Origin of the sequence: Cohnella xylanilytica (assembly GCF_014212175.1) — a bacterium.
Classification (GTDB): Bacteria; Bacillota; Bacilli; order Paenibacillales; family Paenibacillaceae; genus Cohnella; species Cohnella xylanilytica.
Window position 1 is genome coordinate 84,024 of the sequence record NZ_JACJVR010000052.1, and the last position, 18,741, is coordinate 102,764.

An 18,741-nucleotide genomic window follows, 5' to 3' on the forward strand; every position below is an offset into this window, starting at 1 on the left:
CCTCCTTTTTTTTAGATGCCGGTTTGCGACACCATCAAGTACAAGATGACGATCGGGAGGAGCGTGGCCGCCGTTCCGAAGATCGCCCAATTCCTCGAAGCCTTCCGGTACGCATCCGAAGGAACGCCGGTGCGCAGCGATTCTTCGCTAAGCCGGATCATCCGGCGCTGAAGGGGAATCAGCGCGGCGAGCCAGATCGCTCCCGACAGGCCGAACAGAAGGAGCGACAGCGTCAGCCAATTCAGGCCGTCCAGCGCGTAGCCGCCGCGCTCGGCCATCAGGGCGCCCGAGACGACGAGCAGGATCAGCCCCGGAACCGTGAACGCCCAATCCGCCATCATGACGTTGCGCGCCGCCTGGTGAATGACCGCCGGATTGCCGGTCCGGTCCGCCATCGTTTTCCACAGAGCCGCCGTGACGATATTGCCGACGAAAAGAATCGCTCCGAGCACGTGCAAGGTTAAATATCCGTTCATCTTGCTCCTCCTCCTTGGCTGTCGGATTCCGGCTGAAGAGTCCGGCGCATGAAGTTCGCCACGTCCTCCGCCGTCAAGTGCCGCGGTTCGTCGACCACTCCGCTCCTCATTCGCATTCCCATGGAGAGGAGAACGAACAATTCCGCCGTCCGGTCGGCATCGACCGAAGCTGGAATGACCGAATGCTTCTGCCCTTCCTTGATCCAATCGGCCGAGATCCGGACCGTTCGGTTGTAGAAGTCGCCCAGAATCTCCTTGACGCCCGGCTCCTCGCTCCGGCCCAGCAAGTATCGGAAGATCCGGTTCGCGACGCTCCCCGGCTCCGTCAATCCGTGCAGATCGGCTGCGATCTCGTCCATCGGCCCCTGGAAGGACGGATTGCCCTCGTCGATCGCTTCGAAGAAGCGGCGGTCCGTCTCCTCCATGCTGGATTGCAGCACGAGGGACAGCAGTTCGTCCTTCCCGTTCACGTAATGGAAGATCGCCCCCTTCGACAGGCCGGACCGTTCCATGATGTCGCCGAAAGTGGTTTTGACGCAGCCCTTCTCTTCGATGAGCCGCTTCGTCGTGTCGAGCAGCAGTTGCAGCGTTTGTTCGCGCTTCTGTTCCCGTTTCATGGCTTACTCGCTCCCTCCGTCTTCCAGTATCAGGTTTGGTTCTATAATAACAGACCGATGGTCGGTTTGTAAATAGTCGTTTTGAAAGTCCCCGCCTACCTTTAAGCCATTTTAGGCTTATCCCCTCTGCTCAGTGCTTCCGCCTCTCCTCCCGTTCCCGCCTTCTCGTTTTTTTACGCCTATTCCGAGTCTCCCGGTCCTTCAACTTCCCCGCCGCTTCCTCCTCTCAAGCCTCGCTGGCCGTTCCTGCTTCTCCCGTTCTTCCCGCTGATCCCTCTTCTCGGTTCAGGGTCTTACCTGCGCCTCTCGCTTCTTCCGCTTCACTGGTACGTAGAACCCAACCGAGTATTCGGCCGCCAAAAGCAGATTGAAGCGCGAAGCGATATCGCCCTCTGAGCCGCGGGGATAAGGTTATGCGGTTACGGCTAGCCCTTCCGTCCTTCCGTTCTTACGTTCTTCCATTCTTACGTTGTTCAGTTGTTCCGTTGTTCCGTTGTTTCGTTGTGCAGTTGTTCCGTTTATCCGTTTATCCGTTTATCCGTTTATCCGTTTTTCCGTTTTTCCGTTTTTCCGTTGTTCCGTTGTTTCGTTGTTTCGTTGTTCCGGTCATCCGTCCGAATCCGTATCCCATGCACCGCTTTGCTGAGCCGTGCTGAGCTGTGGGGATAATCCCGCAAAGGCGTGCGAGTCCGATAAGGGCACTCCGAAGCCTCGAGACGACGACGCATATAGCAAAAAAAGACACCCGAAGGTGTCTTCCTTGCTCTCGGTTATGGACCGACTGCCGGTAAGCGTTAAGCGTTCGGCATCGGAGTGTCGGTCGGATTCGCGTACCCTTCCGCGTACGTCTGGTCGACGAACTGGCGGATGTCGAGGTCGCTGCGGCCTTCCTGCTTCATCTTCGCCGCCTTCAGAGCGATCTGCTGACAGACGCCGCAGGTCGTGCCGTGATCGTCCCAGACGACGGTCCCGTCTTCCCGGACGTCCGCGATGAAGCAATCCAGATTGCTCTTGTGCCCCGCCGATTGCCCGCAGCCGCAATAGCAAGGGATGTACTGTAGCGTGTCCCTCAGCTTGGCGGCGGCCGCGTAAGCGACGGTAACCTGCGCCGGCTCCCCGGTCAGGAACGAAGGCATGTCCGCGAGAGAAGCGGTCTCCTCCCGCAGATCGCCGTTCGGCGCCAGATGAGCGGAATGCGAAGCCTCGTCCTGCTCCAGGTTCTGCCCCTTGTCCTGACCGCAGGCGGCCAGCAAGAGCAGCAACGCCATTCCCGTCAAAATCCAGTAAAAACGCTTGGCGGCCATCCGTCGCCTCCTCAGTGCTTGCGGCCCGGAATGACGCCCGTCTCGTTGTACGCGGCCACGATATTGTCGATCTCCTTCTTCAGCTCGCTGACGAGCTCGGCCTCCGGTACCTTGCGAATCATCTCGCCGTAACGGAACAGCATGCCTTCCCCGCGCGCTCCCGCGATGCCGATGTCGGCTTCGCGCGCTTCGCCCGGGCCGTTGACCGCGCAGCCGAGCACCGATACCTTGATCGGAACCTTGAGCTTGGACAAATATTCCTCGACCTCGTTGGCCACTGCGAACAGATCGATGTCGAGCCTTCCGCAGGTCGGGCAAGAGACGAGAGTCGGCGCGTCGGTAATGAGGCCGAACGTCTTCAGCAGCTCGCGGGCGACCTTGATCTCCTCGACCGGATCGGCGCTCAGCGAGATCCGCATCGTGTTGCCGATGCCCGCGTTCAGCAGGACGCCGAGTCCCGCGGCGCTCTTCACCGTGCCGGAGAACAGCGTACCGGCTTCGGTAATGCCGAGGTGCAGCGGATACTTGATAACCTCGGCCGCCTTCGTGTAAGCGGCGATAGCCATCGGCACGTCGGACGCTTTAAGAGAGACGATGATGTCGTGGAAGTCGAGCTCTTCCAGAATGCCGATATGATATAGAGCGCTCTCGACCATCGCTTCGGCGGTCGGATAGCCGTATTTCTCGAGCAGATGGTTCTCCAGCGAACCCGCGTTGACGCCGATTCGGATTGGAATTCCCTTCTCCTTGCACGCCTTGACGACCGCCTCGACCTTCTCGCGGCGGCCGATGTTGCCGGGATTGATCCGGACCTTGTCGATGCCGTTCTCGATGGCCAGAAGCGCAAGCCGGTAATCGAAGTGAATATCGGCGACGAGCGGGATCGAGATTTGCTTCTTGATCTCCTTGATCGCCTCGGCGGCTTCCTTGTTGTTGACCGTCACGCGGACGATCTGGCAGCCCGCTTCTTCCAGACGCTTGATCTCGGCCACGGTAGCGGCGACGTCCGCCGTCTTCGTCGTGCACATGCTCTGCAGAATGACTTGATTGTTCCCGCCGATCGTCAGGTTCCCCACCCGGACGGGCACGGTATCGGTGCGCAAGTACATATCTCCCAATCTCCCCGTATACGCCAAGTCCCACCCCGTCTCCGCTGAGGGGGAGACAGGGTGGAACCGGCTGACTTCTGGAAGCCGCTCAGCCGCATGCGGAATTCGGTCCGCCCGGCTTTACGCGCTTTCTTCTTTTTTCTTGCCCTTCTTGGTAGTCAATTCGGGCGCGACCTTCTCCTTGACCACCTTCTCGGTGATGACGCAGGTCGTCACGTCGTCGCGCGAAGGCACTTCGTACATGACTTCCAGCATGATGCTCTCGATGATCGCGCGAAGGCCGCGCGCGCCGGTGTTGCGCTTGATGGCCTCGCGGGCGATCTCTTCCAGCGCTCCCGGTTCGAACTCCAGCTTGACGTTGTCCATCTCGAGGAGCTTCTGGTACTGCTTGACGAGAGCGTTCTTCGGCTCGGACAGAATCCGAACGAGGGCCGGCTCGTCGAGCGGCTCCAGCGCGGAGATGACCGGAAGGCGGCCGACGAATTCCGGAATCAAGCCGAACTTCAGCAGGTCCTCCGGCTGAACCAACGACAGGTATTCGCCCGGCTTCAGCTCCTTCTGGCCCTCGAGAGCCGCGTTGAAGCCGATGACCTTCTTGCCGATGCGGCGCTTGATGATCTGCTCCAATCCGTCGAAGGCGCCTCCGCACAGGAACAGGATGTTCGTCGTGTCGATCTGGATGAACTCCTGATGCGGATGCTTGCGGCCTCCTTGCGGAGGAACGGAAGCGACCGTGCCTTCGAGAATCTTCAGCAGCGCCTGTTGGACGCCTTCGCCGGACACGTCGCGCGTAATCGAAGGGTTCTCGGACTTGCGGGCCACTTTATCGATCTCGTCGATGTAGATAATGCCGCGCTCCGCCTTCTCCACGTCGTAGTCCGCCGCTTGGATAAGCTTAAGCAGAATGTTCTCGACGTCTTCGCCCACATAGCCGGCTTCCGTCAAGGAAGTGGCGTCGGCGATCGCGAACGGAACATTCAGAATCTTCGCCATCGTCTGAGCGAGCAAGGTCTTGCCGGAACCGGTCGGGCCTACGAGCATAATATTGCTCTTCTGAAGCTCGACGTCCTCGATCTTGCTCTGCGAGTTGATGCGCTTGTAGTGGTTGTACACGGCGACGGACAGCGACTTCTTCGCTTGCTCCTGGCCGATGACGTATTGGTCGAGGATGTTGCGGATCTCCTTGGGCTTCGGAATATCCTTGAGATCGAGATCTTCCTCGTGGCCGAGCTCCTCCTCCACGATCTCCGTGCACAGCTCGATGCACTCGTCACATATATAGACGCCGGGTCCGGCGACCAATTTGCGCACTTGATCTTGCGACTTGCCGCAGAAAGAGCACTTCAATTGGCCTTTCTCGTCGTTGAATTTGAATCCCATGGGATCACTCCTTAACCATTGATGGGAGAAGCGATGACCTTATCGACCAGGCCGTAGGCACAGGCTTCTTCCGCGCTCATGAAGTTGTCGCGGTCGGTGTCGCGCTCGATCTTCTCGTAAGATTGACCGGTGCGCTCCACGTAGATCCTGTTCAGCTTCTCCTTCGTCTTGATAATCCAATCGGCGTGAATCTTGATGTCCGCCGCTTGCCCCCGAACGCCGCCGAGGGGCTGGTGAATCATGATCTCGCTGTTCGGCAGAGCGAAGCGCTTGCCCTTGGCGCCCGCGGTCAGGAGCAGCGAACCCATGCTAGCCGCCATGCCGACGCAGATCGTGCTGACGTCCGGCTTGATGAACTGCATCGTATCATATATTCCCATTCCGGCCGTAACTGAACCACCGGGCGAATTGATGTACAGGCTGATGTCTTTCTCCGGATCATCCGCGGCCAAGAAAAGCAGTTGGGCGATGATGGAGTTGGCCACATCGTCATCAATTGCGCTGCCTAGAAAGATAATGCGGTCTTTCAACAGCCGGGAGTAAATATCGTACGAACGCTCTCCGCGGTTCGTCTGTTCGACGACGATCGGTACCAAGTTCATGTGACCAACCTCTTTTCTTTAGTGGACTTTGAGCATCGGTAATATTCTAACATGTTCAATCCCCAATGTCATGTTGGCGGCGACCCGGCTCATCCGAATCGGGCTCCGCCCGTTATGTAGAGTGAAAAAGAAGGCACGCGGCTTGCGGCGTGCCTCTCTTCATTATGGTATCGGTCTTCGCTTCGGATTACTCCGTCTTGCTCTGTTCGACCACGAACTTGACCGCTTTGCGAACCTTCAGGTCCGCCTGGATCGTGTCCATGTAGCCGTTGGAGGTGAAGATGGAGCGGAGTTCTTCCGCGGAGCGGTTGTAAACCTTCGCCAGGTTGTTCAGTTCTTCCTCGACGTCCGCGTCGGACACTTCGAGGTTCTCGGCCTTGGCGATCGCTTCGAGCACCAGATTGTTGCGGACGCGCTTCTCGGCGTCGACTCTCATCTGCGCCTTCAGAGCCGCTTCGTCCTGGCCGCTGAATTGGTAGTACAGCTCGAGCGTCATGCCTTGCATGCGCAGGCGGCTCTCGAAGTCCTTCAGCATGCTGTCGATCTCGGTCTCGAACATCGCTTCCGGAATCTCGACTTCGGCGTTCGCGGACGCTTGATCGATGACGGCGTTCTCGCGGGCCGTCTCGGCGTCTTTAGCCTTGCGTTCCTTCAGCTTGCTCGCCAGATCTTGTTTGTATTCGTCGAGCGTGTCGAATTCGCTGACGTCCTTCGCGAATTCGTCGTCAAGGGCCGGAAGAATCTTGCGCTTGATCTCGTGCAGCTTCACTTTGAACACGACCGGCTTGCCGGCCAGGTTCTCGGCATGGTAGTCCTCCGGGAAGGAGACGTTGATGTCCTTCTCCTCGGCGATGTTCAAGCCGACGACTTGCTCTTCGAAGCCCGGGATGAACGAGCCGGAGCCGAGCTCGAGCGAGTAGCGCTCGCCCTTGCCGCCTTCGAACGGCACGCCGTTCTCGAAGCCTTCGAAGTCGATGATCGTGATGTCGCCCATCTGAGCCGGACCTTCGTCAACGACGGCCAGCTCGGCGTGGCGCTGCTGCAGGCGCTCCAGTTCCTTGGCGATCTCGTCTTCCGTCACTTCGGTGTCCGCGGCCGGAACGACCAGCCCCTTGTATTCGCCCAGCTTCACTTCGGGCTTGACGGTAACCTTAGCCTTGAACTTGAAGGATTGTCCCTTCGCGAACTGCTCGACGTCCACGTCCGGACGGTCCACCGGAACGATGCCAGCCTGCTCGACGGCTTCGCCGTACGCGCCAGGCAGCAGAATGTCGATCGCGTCCTGGTACAGGCTCTCGGCGCCGAACCGGGCTTCGAAGATGGCGCGCGGAACTTTGCCCTTGCGGAAGCCCGGCACGTTCACCTTCTGCACGACTTTGCGGAACGCCTTGTCCAGCGCTTCCGCTACCTTCTGCTCATCGATCTCGACCTCGAGCAGGCCGACGTTCTTTTCTATCTTCTCCCAATTCACTTTCATGATTAGCTATTCCCCTCCGAAGCAGCTTGCCACTCAAGTCGGCAGCTTAACATAAACCATTCCATTATAAACAACCCTTGGGCTCATTTCAAGGTCTGCGGGACTTCGTCACGTTCCCGGCTGAAGCTCTCCCGCGTATTGGCGAAGCCATCTTAGCGCCTGTTCGTAGCGGAAACGCAGCTCTCCCGTAATCCCGTACTGCTCGCGCACCCATTCGTCGCTCGCCTGGCCGTGAAGCTTCTCGACCAGGAATTGGTGAAGCGCGGCGGCCCACAGGTCGGAGGAGCCGTCGTCCTCCTCCGTCATCCGGTTGTACACGGACGTGCCGTACGCGACCTGCACGCACTCCTTCCACATCTCTTCGGCGAAGTAGGAGAGCGTCGGATCCGACACCTCCGCCGCCTGCCCGACCCGGTCGAGCACGTCCCGCACGGCCGGGGGGAACTCGCCGAACGACAGAGGCGTCAGCTCCGGTTCCAGCGTCAGCGCCTCGCCTCCCCGCCACATGGAGACCGGTCCGGACGAGCCGAGCCTGCGCAGCAGCTGAAGGGCGCGGAATTGAACGGCGGGATGATGCTCCCGTTCGCCCAGCCACGTCCGAATGCGGGGCTCGATATCGGGATGGTCGAGATGCACCAGCTGGCTGAGAGCGAGCAGTTGCTGCTCCGGATCCCCTTCGTTCTCCAACTGGGCGAGCAGCTTGGGCACGTATTCGCCGTCTTGGCCCGAACGCTCGTTCAACCGGGCCCGAAGCGCTTCCTCCGCGTCCTCCTCCTCTTCCTCGCCCATCCAATCTTCGCCGGCGTAGCTGCCCTCGGCCTCCGGGAAGGCGGCCTCGAGCCAGCCGAGCAGCGCCTGCCATTCCGTATGGTGCCGCTCGGCCTCGCCGCCGCATTGAAGCAGGAACGAGAGAAGCGCCTTCGCTTCGCCGTACCGTTCCGTCTCGAGCATTCTCGTCAGCTGAATCTGATAATAATCCAAAGTCTTGGGGAACAAGACCAAATTGTCCTTGGTGGAATCATTCACGAAGTGAACCCCTTCCTGCCGGCCCTTCTGGCCTGGGTTGCCGATTCACCCGCATTATACCACGAACCCCGTCCGAAAAGGAAAAAGGCCCCTTCCGCCCAACCGGAGCGTCCGGGCCCCGGTTGCGAATCGGCGAAGAGGCAGCCGAATCGCACCGGTTGATTTTCGCATCCGAAATGTGCTATATTTCTTATTACCTTCAAGATTCGCGCGGGTGTAGTTCAATGGTAGAACGCCAGCTTCCCAAGCTTGAGGCGAGGGTTCGATTCCCTTCACCCGCTCCATAATGCCATCCGATCAAGCCCTTGCCTTGCGCAAGGGCTTTTTTTACTTGCCTATGTACGATAATCCCATCCAAGTCCGGGTACGAAAAAACCGGTCCCGCCGCTTCAAGAAGCCCGCGGAATAACCGGAATGGCTTCCAGAATCCGCCCGGTCGACAACGTGCGAAGGCCTCGCTTGTTCCAATCCAGCACCCGCGCCTTGCCCTTCCGCACCGAATAGACGGTGACGACGCTGCGGGTGATCCGGCCCTTGCTGTCCCGGTAAACGATGCGGACGGGCCAACGCCCGATCGCCTTCTCGATCGGCATCCCTATCACGCTCCCGATAAGAACATTTGTTCCCATTATACTGGATGCCCGAAAATTTGGCAAGCCGGATATCGGAGGCGACCGTGTCACCGGGGTTCGTCTGGGCATAGGCTGAAGCATCCCTTAACTGGAGGAATATGCATGGCAGTGGGTCCCTTCGTTCCCGGCGGCGCCGTCCCGCCGTATCCGCCATACCCGTACCCGCCTTATCCGCCTTACCTTTATCCGCCGTATCCGCCGTATCCGCTGTACCCGCCCTACCCGTTCCTGCCGCCCTATCCCGGGTCGTTCTTCCCGGGACCCGGGTTCCCGGGGCCGTTCGGCCCGGGCTTCCACGGACCCGGCCCCGTCGGACCCGGCTTCCACGGTCCCGGACCCGTCGGACCGGGCTTCCCCGGCCCGGGCGGACCCGGCTTCCATGGGCCGGGGCCGCACCGGAGCGGATTCATTAACGCCGACGGATAGCGCCGCGCCGGCAAGAGGAGGAGCGCCCCGCCGGGCGGCTCCTCTTCTCGCCCGCCGCGCGCCGCCGGTTCACACCCAAGTCGTCTTGTCCCGCGCCGGAGTCCGGGCGGTAGGCGGGCTGTCGCCGGCCGGATACCCCACGAACGCCGTGCCGACGATCTTGCGCATGTCCGGAACGTTCAAGAACCGGTACAGCCGCTCGTCGCGGACGAGCCCGACGCCGCGCGTCCGCCAGACGAAGCCGAGTCCCGCGTCCTGCGCCGCCAGCCACATCGAATGGAGCGCGCAGGCGGCCGCGTACTCGTTGTCCTCCGAGGCGTCGGGATCGCCCGGAACGACGTCCGCCGTCACGACGATGAGAAGCGGCGTGTTCAGCAGCACCTTGAGCGACTCCTGCACGAGATTCGGCTTGGTCGGGAACCGCTCCTCCAAGTACCCTCGCGCCAGGTCCTCGTAATCGCGCTTGGCCCGCCCCTGCACGACGTAGAAATGCCACGGCTCGCGAAGCCGGTCGTTCGGAGCCAGCACCGCGGCTTCGAGCAAATAATCGATTTTCTCCCGTTCGACTTCCCTCGGCTCGAAATTCCGGACCGCCCGGCGGCACCGCAACGCTTCCAGAGCGTTCATATCCGTCCCCTCCTTGACTTATACTGCCTGCACGCCTCCGCGAACCGGCCGGCGACCTCCGGATTCGAAGCGAAGTGCAGGTGCGTGTACCCCGCGACCAGCCGGTCCCGGACGAACCCCTCCCGCTTCGTCCCGCGCAGCCCCTTCGTCTCGTAGGCGTACGGCGGCTCCTCGCCCTCGGGCGCTTCATAGACGGAATAATGGAACTCGTGGCCCCGCGCCGTCTCGCCCGGACCGAGCAGGAAGTTCCCCGGCGTCCCCGCGGCTTCGCGGTAGCCGAGCGCGGCCAGCTTCGGACGCATCCGGACGCAGCCCGGCACGAGGCCGACCATCGGGTACCTCGCCCCGTCCGTCGTCTCGAGGCTCTCCGTCAAGTACATATACCCGCCGCACTCCGCGAGAGTCGGCATGCCGGACCGAACGCGATCGCGGATCGAAGCGGCGACCTCCGCATGCGCGGCCAGCCGCTCCGCGAACTCCTCGGGGAAGCCTCCCCCGATGTAGAGGCCGTCCGCCTCGGGCGGCACCGTCTCGCCCGCGAGCGGCGAGAAGAAGACGCACCGCGCGCCGTACAGCTCGAGCAGCTCCAGGTTCTCGGGGTAATAAAAATGAAACGCCGCGTCCTTGGCGACCGCGATGACCGGCCCATCGGCGCTGCCGCTCTCCGGCCGCGCCGCGAACAGCTTGGGCTCCGCCGCCATGGGAGGCCGCTCCCCCAGCTCGAGCAGCCGGCCGAGCTCGAAGTTCGCCTCGACCTTCTCCGCGAGACGCGCGAACATCGGGGCCAGCTCGCCCCGCTCGATCGAAGGCACGAGGCCGAGATGCCGCTCCGGCATCTCGACGTCCGTCTCCCGCGCCATCCACCCGAGCACCGGAACGCCGCACTCGCGCTCGATCGCCTCCTTGACGAGCTTGTAATGGCCCTCGCTGCCGACCTTGTTGGCGACGACGCCGGCGATCCGGCGACCCTCCTCCGCGAAGCATTGGAACCCCTTCACGACGGCGGCGGCGCTCCGCGCCATGCTCTGGCAGTTGACCACGAGCAGAATCGGCGCGTCCACGATGCGGGCGATGTCCGCCGAGCTGCCTTCGTCGGAGCGCGAATCCCGGCCGTCGTACAGCCCCATCACTCCCTCGATCACGGAGATATCCGCGCCCCGGCCCCCCCGCGCGAAAATCTCGCGCACGCCGTCCTCGCCGAACATCCAGCTGTCCAAGTTGCGCGAGACTCTGCCCGTCACCGAGGCATGATAGGTCGGGTCGATGTAATCCGGCCCGCACTTGAACCCTTGAACGGCCAGCCCTCGCCGGCGCAGCGCCGCCATGAGGCCGATCGCCACCGTCGTCTTGCCGACGCCGCTGCCCGTTCCCGCGACGACCCATCTTGCCGCCATCAGCGCTCCTCCTTCTTCCGCCCGTCGTAAGCCCCGTAATCGAGAAGGCCGACGGAGATCGTCACGTTGCCCGACTTCTTCTTGCCGAGCGCCAGCTCCGCCCGGCCAACATAGAGCTTGGCCGCCGGCTCGCTAACGCCGTAGGCGCCCGTGAACTTGAACACCGTCTCCGAAGGGTCGTCGATCGGCACGGCGTTCAGCTCCGTCGCCGAATACGTGACGAACTCCCAGCCGTGCCGCGCGCAGACGGACAGCAGCCCTTCCTCGTCCTTCTTCAGGTCGATGGAGCAGACGGCCTTGACGCTGAGGCGGGAGAACCCGAGCCCGAGCAGCGTCTCGCCGATGACGGCTTCAAGCTCTTCCGCCGAAGTGCCGCGGTTGCAGCCGATGCCGAGGGCGATCACCTTCGGCCGGTAGACGACGGCGTTGCCGAGCAGCGCCTTCTCCTCGCCGCCGAGCAGCCGGTGGGTCACGAGCAGGATCGCCGAAGGCTCCCAGGCCGCCGCGTCCGCGAGGCTCCGGAACGGCCGGATATGGTCCGGCATCGCGCGGTCCTCGTGCGTCCACCAGCCGGGCTCGCCGGATTCGAGGACGACGGCGACCTTCTCCTCGTTGACGACCGAAGCGCTGACCGGCGTCAGCCTGCTCTCCGACTCGGGGTCCCACGTCCACCCGAACCGGCGGCCGAACAGATCGACCGCGATCGTCTTCTGCACGTCCGAGGCGGTCGTGACGACCGGGCGAGCCCCGATGGCCGCCGCGACCTCGCGCGTCAGCTCGTTCGCCCCGCCGAGGTGGCCGGACAGCACGCTGATGGCGTGCTCCCCTTTGTCGTCGATGACGACGACGGCGGGATCCTTCTTTTTATCCTCGAGCAGGGGCGCGATCATCCGGACGACCGCTCCGAGCGAGATGATGACGATCAGACCCTTATACGCCGGAAAAAGAGCCGGGAACAGCAGCCGGACGCTGCCCTCGAACGTCCGAATCCCCCGCGCTTCCTCGTCGCCTCTCGCGAATTTGTTCATATAATAGAGGTCCGTACCGGCGAACCGCCTCTGCAGCTTGCGGGCGAGCTCCGCCCCGTGCTTCGTGATCGCCACGACGGCGTATTCGCCCCGGGGCGAGACGGCGGGCACGATCCCCTCCTCCAGCCTGAGAACCTCGCTCACTCCGGCTTCTCTCCTCTCCGGTAACGGTGGGTGAACGTCTTGTCGTACAGCTTCGAGCGGTACTCGTCCTTGCCGTGGATGTCCGGATCGAGCGCCCAGCCGGCCAGAATCATCGCATGCGAACGGATGCCGCGCTTGCGCAGGTCCTCCTCGACGGACCCGAGCGTCGTCCGGACGACGAGCTGGTCGGGCCACGTCGCCCGCTGCACGACGGCGATCGGCGTCTCTTCCTCCCAGCCCGCGTCTCTCAGCTCCTGGGCCACCTTCTTGATCAGCGTCGCGCTCAGGAACAGCGCGATCGTGCACCGGTGGGCGGCCAGGTCGCGCAGCTTCTCGAGCTCCGGGACGGGCGTCCTTCCTTCCGCTCGCGTCAGGATCAGCGTCTGCGTCAGCTCCGGAACCGTCAGCTCCGCGCCGATCGCGGCCGCCGAGGCGAACACCGAGCTGACGCCGGGAACGACCTCGTACCCGATCCCCTCCTTCTTGAGCAGCGCCGCCTGTTCCAGAATCGCCCCGAACACCGACGGATCTCCCGTGTGGACCCTGACGACTTTTTTCCCGGCGCGAACCCGGTCGACCATGATCCGCACCATCTCCTCGAGATCCATGCCGGCGCTCTTCAGCACCTCCGCGTCCGGCCTCGCCCTCGCGATCAGCTCTTCGCTGACGAGGGAGTCCGTGTACAGCACGACGTCCGCTTCCTGCAGCAGCCGAAGCCCCTTGACCGTTATGAGATCCGGGTCCCCGGGTCCCGCTCCGACGATCGTTACCTTGCTCATTTGCGCACCACCATCAGCGTCAAATATTCCAGCTCGCTTCCCGCCAGTTCCCTAACGTCGCGCCAGATTCTCTCTTCGGACGAGGTGACCTTCGTCAGCACCGACGCCTTGGCCGTCAGCCCCGTCTCCTCGAGCACCGACAGCATCAGGTCGAGCACCTTCGCCACCTTGATGAACACGACGCAATCGTGCGTCAAGAGCGCCTCCAGCATCTCGTCCCGGTCGCCCGTCGCCGGAACGATCGCGACCCTCTCGTCGCCGTCCGCCAGCGGGACGCCGAGCCGGGACGCCGAAGCGTTCACGGACGAGATGCCGGGGATGGAGACCGCCGGCGCCTCGGGATGCTTCTCCCGCAGCAGCCGCATCATATGGATAAACGTGCTGTACAGCATCGGATCGCCTTCCGTCACGAACGCCACGTCCCGCCCCGCGGCCAGATGCTCCCAGACGGCGTCGACGGTCCGGTTCCATTCGCGGTCCAGCGTCTCCGGGTCCTTCGTCATCGGGAACGTCAGCCCCAGCATCACCTTCTCGTCCGGATCGACGTACGTCTCCGCGATCTGCAGGGCGTAGCTCTTCGCTCCCCGCATCTTGCGCGGGTAGGCGATGACGGGCGATTGCTTCAATATGCGAAAAGCTTTGACGGTCAGCAGCTCCGGATCTCCCGGGCCGACTCCGACCCCGTACAGCGTGCCTACGGCGCTCATCGCTCGCTCTCCCCCTCTCCCGCCGCGGCTTCCTTCCGCCAAGCGGTTATGATATAGACCGGGTTCAGTCCTTCGAACCGGGTCATGTCCAGAATCGGCTTGCTCCGCGATACTTGGACGAGCTCGATCCGAACTTCGTAAGCTTCCTCTTCGAACGCCTTCTTCGCTTCATACAAGTTCTCGACCGTGACCGCGTTCAGCACGATCCGGCCGCCCGGCCGAAGACGAGCGCAGAGAATGCGGATCAGCTCTCGCAGCTCCCCTCCCGTGCCTCCGACGAATACGGCGTCCGGATCGGGCCAATCGCCGAGCCCTTCCGGCGCCTTGCCGCGAACGGCCGTCAGGTCGACCCGGAACTTCGCCGCGTTCTCCAGGCAGTTCGCGAGGTCCGCCTCGTTTTTCTCGATGGCGAATACTTGTCCGAGGCGGGCGATCCGGCCGCATTCGATCGCGACGGAGCCGGTGCACGTTCCGATGTCCCAGACGACGCTGTCCTCGCGCAGGCCCAGGTTCGCGATGCTGAGGACGCGCACCTCCCTCTTCGTGATGAGGCCCTTGTCCGGCTTGCGCTGCGCGAACGCCTCGTCGTCGATGCCGAGGCCATAACGCGGGCTATCGCCGATCCGGCGCAGGATAACCACGTTCAAGGGGGAAAAGGCTACGACCGCCGCGGCTTCCTCTCCCGCATCGCTTCCGGCTGCGGCTGCGGCACCGGCCGCCGCCAGCTCATGAAGCTCGTACCAGCCGGTCCTCTCCTCGGCCCCGCCCAAATTCTCGGCGACGAACATCCGGTACTCGGTCATGCCGAACGACAGCAAATATCGCGCGATCGCCGGCGGGTCGTTCGCCGCGTCGGTCAGCAGCGCGATTTTGTCGCGGCCGTCGATCCGCTGCGCGAGTCCCTTCAGGCTGCGCCCGTGCACGCTGGCCAGGTACGCTTCCTGCCAGCTCTCACCCATTCTCGCGAACGCCAGCTGGATGGAGCTTGGCGCCGGATACACCTCGGCGTCCAGCTTCTTCGCCGCATACGCGCCGATCCCGTAGAACAGCGGATCGCCCGAAGCGAGCAGGACGACGCTTCTCGTCTCGCGCGCCAGCTCGGCGATCCGCTCGGTTATTCCGCTCCGGATGACGCGCTTCTCTCCCTCGTAATCCGGAAAAAAAGCCAGGTGCCGCTCTCCTCCGGCCAGCACCTCGCTCGAATCGATCCATTCGCGGTAGAGCGGAGGCAGCCCTGCCGCTCCGTCGTCTCCGATTCCGATGATTTTCACCTTTGGCTTCAACTCGTCGCCCCTTCCTCCCCATTCGCTAGCCAACGACCGAGCAGCTCCGCCTTCATCGAGACGATAACCGTCTCGGTCTCGACCCCGCCTTGCATCTGCTTCAAGCTCTCTTGGCAGACGAGCTCGCACAGCCGCGCGAAAAAAGCCCCGTTCCCGAGAGAGGCCATCATATCCCCGACTTGCGAAGCCGTATTCGCCTCCAGGATGGAGCGAACCGTCTCCGCCTCCGCGCCGGACTCCTCCGCCACCTTCGCCAGAAATTCGAAGTTGACGCCCGCGCTCTTCGAATGAACCATCATGACGCCTTCGGCCACCTTCGAGAACTTGCCCATCATGCCGACGAGGGTGACCTTGCGGACGCCCTGCCGCTTGCACTGGGTCAAGGCGAACCCGACGAAGTCGCCCATCTCGACGAACGCTTCCTCCGGAAGCTTGGGATACAGCTCCATTCCGAACTTCTCCGTCCTTCCGCCCGTGGACAGGACGATATGGTCGCAGCCGCCGGCGCGGGCGACCCGGATCGCCTGGGCGACGCTCGCCTTGTAGGCGGCGGTCGAGAACGGAACGACCGTGCCGCGGGTGCCGAGAATCGAGATGCCGCCTACGATGCCGAGGCGTCCGTTCAGCGTCTTCTTCGCGATCTCCTCGCCATCCGGCACGGAGATGACGACCTTCACGCTCCTCTCCGCCAGCTCGAAGCCGTCCAGCACGTCCCGGACCGCCTCGCGGATCATCTTGCGCGGGACCGGGTTGATCGCCGCTTCGCCGACGGCGACCGGCAGCCCGGGCTTCGTCACCCGGCCGACGCCGGCTCCGCCGTCCAGCTCGATCCGCCCGGGTTCGCCGCCCTCCTCGAGCCAAGCGACCGTCGCCACGATCAGAGCCCCGTGCGTCGCGTCGGGATCGTCCCCGCCGTCCTTGACGATGGCGGCGACGGCCCTGTCTTCCGCGCATTCGCAGCTGTGCAGCGCGAACGTCACGTCCTCCCCGATCGGCAGGCGGATCCGGGATTCAAGCTGCGGCCGCTGCGCGATAAGCGCCGTCAGCGCCGCCTTGGCCGCCGCCGCCGCGCAGGAGCCCGTCGTGTACCCGCGGCGAAGCGGCTTCTCGGGTTGCTGCTCCTTCAGGCCCATCGGGCCGCCCCCCTTCTCCTTCTACCGGTCCGCCAGAAGGCTGATCGCGTTCACGGCGGCGACGGCGACGGGGCTGCCCCCTTTGCGCCCGACGTTCGTGATGAACGGGATGTCGAGCTTCGCCAGCTCTTCCTTCGATTCCGCCGCCGACACGAAGCCGACCGGCACGCCGATGACGAGCCCGGGCTTCGCCGCGCCTTCCTTGACGAGCCGGATCAGCTCCAGCAGCGCCGTCGGCGCGTTGCCGATCGCGAAAATGCCGCCTTCCGCCTCCTTGACGGCTTTACGGATCGAGACGATGGCGCGGGTCGTGTCGAGCCGCTTCGCCTCCGCCATGACGTCGGGGTCCGAGATGTACACCCGCACGTCCCCGCCGAACTTCTCGATGCGCGGCTTGCTGATGCCGACTTGGACCATCTGCACGTCCGCGACGACGATTTTACCGCTGCGCACCGCTTCGATGCCCGCCCGGATCGCATCCTTGTGGAAAACGAGGCTGCGCCCCAGCTCGAAGTCGGCGGACGCGTGGATGACGCGCTGCACGACCGGGTACTGCTCCTCGGTGAACGAGTGCGGCCCCAGCTCCTCCGTAATCATCTCGAAGCTGCGGGCTTCGATCTCCTGCGGCTGCACCGTCAGCGGCTTGAATTCGGTATGGAACTCCATCGTTTACCCTTCTCCTCTCGTGTGGCGCCGCAGCTCCGCGAGCACCCCTTCGGCGTCTTCGTGCACGGAGCCGTATTCGATCTGCGGCCGGCCGATGACGATGCACTCGATGCCGAGCTCCAGCGCCGCCTCGAGCTTCTCGTCGACGGCGCCGACCTTGCCGCTCTCCTTCGTGATCATGAGGGTGACGCCGTAATGCCGGTACAGGGCGGCGTTCAGCTCCTTGGAGAACGGCCCCTGCATGGCGACGATGTTCTTCTGCTCGATGCCGAGCTCCTCGCACTTCTCCATGTTGTCCTTGCGGGGCAGCATGCGGGCGATCAGCGTCGTATCGGGAAGACCGAGCAGGCGTTCGGCGAAAATACGCAATGTCTTGCTGCCCGTCGTCAGCATGACGACGCCCCGGCGCTCGGCGGCGAGCTCCGCCGCCCGCTCGTAATCGTCCGCCCAGACGAGGCCCGGGCGGTCGGAGAACGTCTGCCGCTCGCGCTCGAAGCGCACGTACGGCAGTCCGGTCCGCTTCGCCGCCGCCATCGCGTTGCGCGACGCCTCTTCCGCGAACGGGTGCGTCGCGTCGACGACGGCCGTCGCGCCGATCTCGGCGGCGAGCTCCGCGAGCTGCTCCGCGGTCAGCCGCCCGACGCGGGCGGCGAGGCCCGCTTCCGCCAGCGACTGCGCGGCGCTGTCGGTCACGACCGTGGCCAGCACCGGGTACCCTTCGGCCCGGAGCCGGACGGCCAGCTCCCGCGCGTCGCTCGTTCCGGCCAGCACGAGAATCATGGGCGTTCGCCTCCCGGCGCGCGCGTCGCCGCCAGCTTCCCGGCTTCGCCGCTTGCCCGCTCTCCCGCGTGATCGTGATGATGTTCGTGATCGTGATGATGCTCATGATCGTGATGGTGTTCATGATCGTGATGGTGTTCATGATCGTGATGATGCTCATGATCGTGATGATGGTGATCGTGGTCATGGTGGTGATGATCATGGTCGTGGTGATGGTGGTGATGGTGGTCCATATCCTTCATCGCCGCCAGGCGGAACTGGCACATGTCGCAGTTCATCTTCACCTCGTCCGCCAGCGCCTCCTCCGCGCGCTCGACGAGAATGTCCTTCAGCTTCGGATGGAAGCCGAAGTATTCGGCCATCGCGAATTCGACGCCTTCATAGGCCGCCCGGTAGTCTTCGACCATCTTCTCCATGCGCTGAATGAGAATCCCCGTGAAAAGAAAATAAGGCACGACGACGACCTTGCGGGCGCCGAGCCGGACGCACCGGTCCACCCCTTCGTCGAGGAGCGGCGCGGTCACCCCGATGAATGCCGTCTCGACGAATTTGACCTTCAGCTTCTCCCAGAACAGGCGGGAGATCTTGAACAGGTCGCTGTTCGCGTCCGGATCGCTGCTGCCGCGGCCGACGACCAGGAGCGCCGTGTCCTCGGCGGTCTCCGACGCCGCGATTCCCGTCTCCCGCACGCGCTCCAGCAAAATCTCGAGCACCAGCTCATGAACGCCGATCGGCCTCCCGTAGGTGAATCGAACGCCGGGATAACGCTCCTTCGCTTCGTCGATCGCGGCGGGAATGTGAATCTTCGCGTGCCCCGCCGCGAACAGAATGATCGGGATGACGGCCACGTGCCGCGCGCCTCCCTTGACGCATCGTTCGATCCCGTCCGCTATCGTCGGCCGCTCGAACTCCAGATAGCATGTCTCGACGGCGACGTCCTTCAGCCGCTCCGCCAACGACGCGACGAATTGCCGCACCTCTTCGTTCCCCTCCGGATCACGGCTCCCGTGTCCGACGAACAATACCGCGTTTTCCGCCACTTCGTCCTCTCCCTTCCCCATATCCAACAAGCCACCGTCGCTCACGCGCCTCTGTAACCGCCATTTTGGCGATTACATACGGCCAAATACGCTCACGCGCCTCTGTAACCG

20 protein-coding genes and 1 tRNA gene are annotated in these 18,741 nt (G+C 63.3%); 2 read left to right on the plus strand and 19 right to left on the minus strand.

The window, feature by feature from the left end:
• Window positions 1–11: 11 nt before the first annotated feature.
• The 8 genes from H7B90_RS13335 to H7B90_RS13370 all read right to left on the minus strand — a co-directional run bounded on the left by H7B90_RS13335 (window position 12) and on the right by H7B90_RS13370 (window position 7,991).
• Window positions 12–476: a DUF2269 family protein gene (locus H7B90_RS13335; protein ID WP_185136377.1), complete on the minus strand. Its 465-nt coding sequence runs from the start codon at window positions 474–476 to the stop codon at window positions 12–14.
• A complete protein-coding gene (locus H7B90_RS13340; protein ID WP_185136378.1) occupies window positions 473–1,093 on the minus strand; it encodes a TetR/AcrR family transcriptional regulator in 621 nt (206 codons plus the stop codon). The genes H7B90_RS13335 and H7B90_RS13340 overlap by 4 nt, the downstream gene beginning before the upstream one ends.
• Before the next feature lie 794 nt (window positions 1,094–1,887).
• On the minus strand, window positions 1,888–2,397 hold the full coding sequence (locus H7B90_RS13345; protein ID WP_185136379.1) for a PCYCGC motif-containing (lipo)protein: 510 nt from the start codon (window positions 2,395–2,397) through the stop codon (window positions 1,888–1,890).
• Window positions 2,398–2,408: 11 nt separating this feature from the next.
• Window positions 2,409–3,506, minus strand: coding sequence for a flavodoxin-dependent (E)-4-hydroxy-3-methylbut-2-enyl-diphosphate synthase (gene ispG / locus H7B90_RS13350; protein WP_185136380.1), 1,098 nt, complete (start codon window positions 3,504–3,506; stop codon window positions 2,409–2,411).
• Window positions 3,507–3,626: 120 nt separating this feature from the next.
• Window positions 3,627–4,886, minus strand: coding sequence for an ATP-dependent protease ATP-binding subunit ClpX (gene clpX / locus H7B90_RS13355; RefSeq protein WP_185136381.1), 1,260 nt, complete (start codon window positions 4,884–4,886; stop codon window positions 3,627–3,629).
• An 11-nt stretch (window positions 4,887–4,897) separates the two neighbouring features.
• Window positions 4,898–5,488, minus strand: coding sequence for an ATP-dependent Clp endopeptidase proteolytic subunit ClpP (gene clpP / locus H7B90_RS13360; protein ID WP_185136382.1), 591 nt, complete (start codon window positions 5,486–5,488; stop codon window positions 4,898–4,900).
• Between the two features lie 187 nt (window positions 5,489–5,675).
• On the minus strand, window positions 5,676–6,965 hold the full coding sequence (gene tig, locus H7B90_RS13365; RefSeq protein ID WP_185136383.1) for a trigger factor: 1,290 nt from the start codon (window positions 6,963–6,965) through the stop codon (window positions 5,676–5,678).
• A gap of 108 nt (window positions 6,966–7,073) precedes the next feature.
• The gene (locus H7B90_RS13370; RefSeq protein WP_246578541.1) at window positions 7,074–7,991 is read right to left on the minus strand and encodes a HEAT repeat domain-containing protein; all 918 of its coding nucleotides are present in this window, start codon (window positions 7,989–7,991) and stop codon (window positions 7,074–7,076) included.
• 210 nt (window positions 7,992–8,201) lie between these two features.
• Here H7B90_RS13370 and H7B90_RS13375 point away from each other — a divergent pair.
• Window positions 8,202–8,275, plus strand: a tRNA-Gly gene (locus H7B90_RS13375).
• A 105-nt stretch (window positions 8,276–8,380) separates the two neighbouring features.
• Here H7B90_RS13375 and H7B90_RS13380 read toward each other — a convergent pair.
• Window positions 8,381–8,584, minus strand: coding sequence for a hypothetical protein (locus tag H7B90_RS13380; protein ID WP_185136384.1), 204 nt, complete (start codon window positions 8,582–8,584; stop codon window positions 8,381–8,383).
• A 141-nt stretch (window positions 8,585–8,725) separates the two neighbouring features.
• On the opposite strand from H7B90_RS13380, the gene H7B90_RS13385 reads away from it, so the two are divergent.
• On the plus strand, window positions 8,726–9,049 hold the full coding sequence (locus H7B90_RS13385; RefSeq protein ID WP_185136385.1) for a hypothetical protein: 324 nt from the start codon (window positions 8,726–8,728) through the stop codon (window positions 9,047–9,049).
• A 69-nt stretch (window positions 9,050–9,118) separates the two neighbouring features.
• On the opposite strand, the gene H7B90_RS13390 is transcribed toward H7B90_RS13385, so the two are convergent.
• Genes H7B90_RS13390 through H7B90_RS13435 form a run of 10 tightly spaced genes read right to left on the minus strand, consistent with a single transcriptional unit; the run spans window position 9,119 to window position 18,630 of the window.
• Entirely contained in the window at window positions 9,119–9,676 is a 558-nt protein-coding gene (locus tag H7B90_RS13390; RefSeq protein ID WP_185136386.1) for a nitroreductase family protein, read from the minus strand.
• Window positions 9,673–11,070: a cobyrinic acid a,c-diamide synthase CobB gene (locus H7B90_RS13395; RefSeq protein WP_185136387.1), complete on the minus strand. Its 1,398-nt coding sequence runs from the start codon at window positions 11,068–11,070 to the stop codon at window positions 9,673–9,675. The genes H7B90_RS13390 and H7B90_RS13395 overlap by 4 nt, the downstream gene beginning before the upstream one ends.
• Window positions 11,070–12,242, minus strand: a complete 1,173-nt coding sequence (locus H7B90_RS13400; RefSeq protein WP_185136388.1) for a cobalt-precorrin 5A hydrolase — start codon at window positions 12,240–12,242, stop codon at window positions 11,070–11,072. Before H7B90_RS13400 ends, H7B90_RS13395 begins: the two co-directional genes overlap by 1 nt.
• Window positions 12,239–13,021: a precorrin-4 C(11)-methyltransferase gene (gene cobM, locus H7B90_RS13405; RefSeq protein ID WP_185136389.1), complete on the minus strand. Its 783-nt coding sequence runs from the start codon at window positions 13,019–13,021 to the stop codon at window positions 12,239–12,241. The genes H7B90_RS13400 and cobM overlap by 4 nt, the downstream gene beginning before the upstream one ends.
• A complete protein-coding gene (gene cobI, locus H7B90_RS13410; protein WP_185136390.1) occupies window positions 13,018–13,728 on the minus strand; it encodes a precorrin-2 C(20)-methyltransferase in 711 nt (236 codons plus the stop codon). Before cobI ends, cobM begins: the two co-directional genes overlap by 4 nt.
• Window positions 13,725–15,011, minus strand: a complete 1,287-nt coding sequence (gene cbiE, locus H7B90_RS13415; RefSeq protein WP_185136391.1) for a precorrin-6y C5,15-methyltransferase (decarboxylating) subunit CbiE — start codon at window positions 15,009–15,011, stop codon at window positions 13,725–13,727. The genes cobI and cbiE overlap by 4 nt, the downstream gene beginning before the upstream one ends.
• Entirely contained in the window at window positions 15,008–16,144 is a 1,137-nt protein-coding gene (locus H7B90_RS13420; RefSeq protein ID WP_185136392.1) for a cobalt-precorrin-5B (C(1))-methyltransferase, read from the minus strand. The genes cbiE and H7B90_RS13420 overlap by 4 nt, the downstream gene beginning before the upstream one ends.
• Window positions 16,145–16,165: 21 nt before the next feature.
• Window positions 16,166–16,810 (minus strand): precorrin-8X methylmutase, encoded by a 645-nt coding sequence (locus H7B90_RS13425; RefSeq protein WP_185136393.1) that lies wholly within the window; start codon window positions 16,808–16,810, stop codon window positions 16,166–16,168.
• 3 nt (window positions 16,811–16,813) lie between these two features.
• The gene (gene cobK / locus H7B90_RS13430) at window positions 16,814–17,590 is read right to left on the minus strand and encodes a precorrin-6A reductase (protein WP_185136394.1); all 777 of its coding nucleotides are present in this window, start codon (window positions 17,588–17,590) and stop codon (window positions 16,814–16,816) included.
• A complete protein-coding gene (locus H7B90_RS13435; RefSeq protein ID WP_311772726.1) occupies window positions 17,587–18,630 on the minus strand; it encodes a sirohydrochlorin chelatase in 1,044 nt (347 codons plus the stop codon). Before H7B90_RS13435 ends, cobK begins: the two co-directional genes overlap by 4 nt.
• Between the last annotated feature and the right edge of the window lie 111 nt (window positions 18,631–18,741).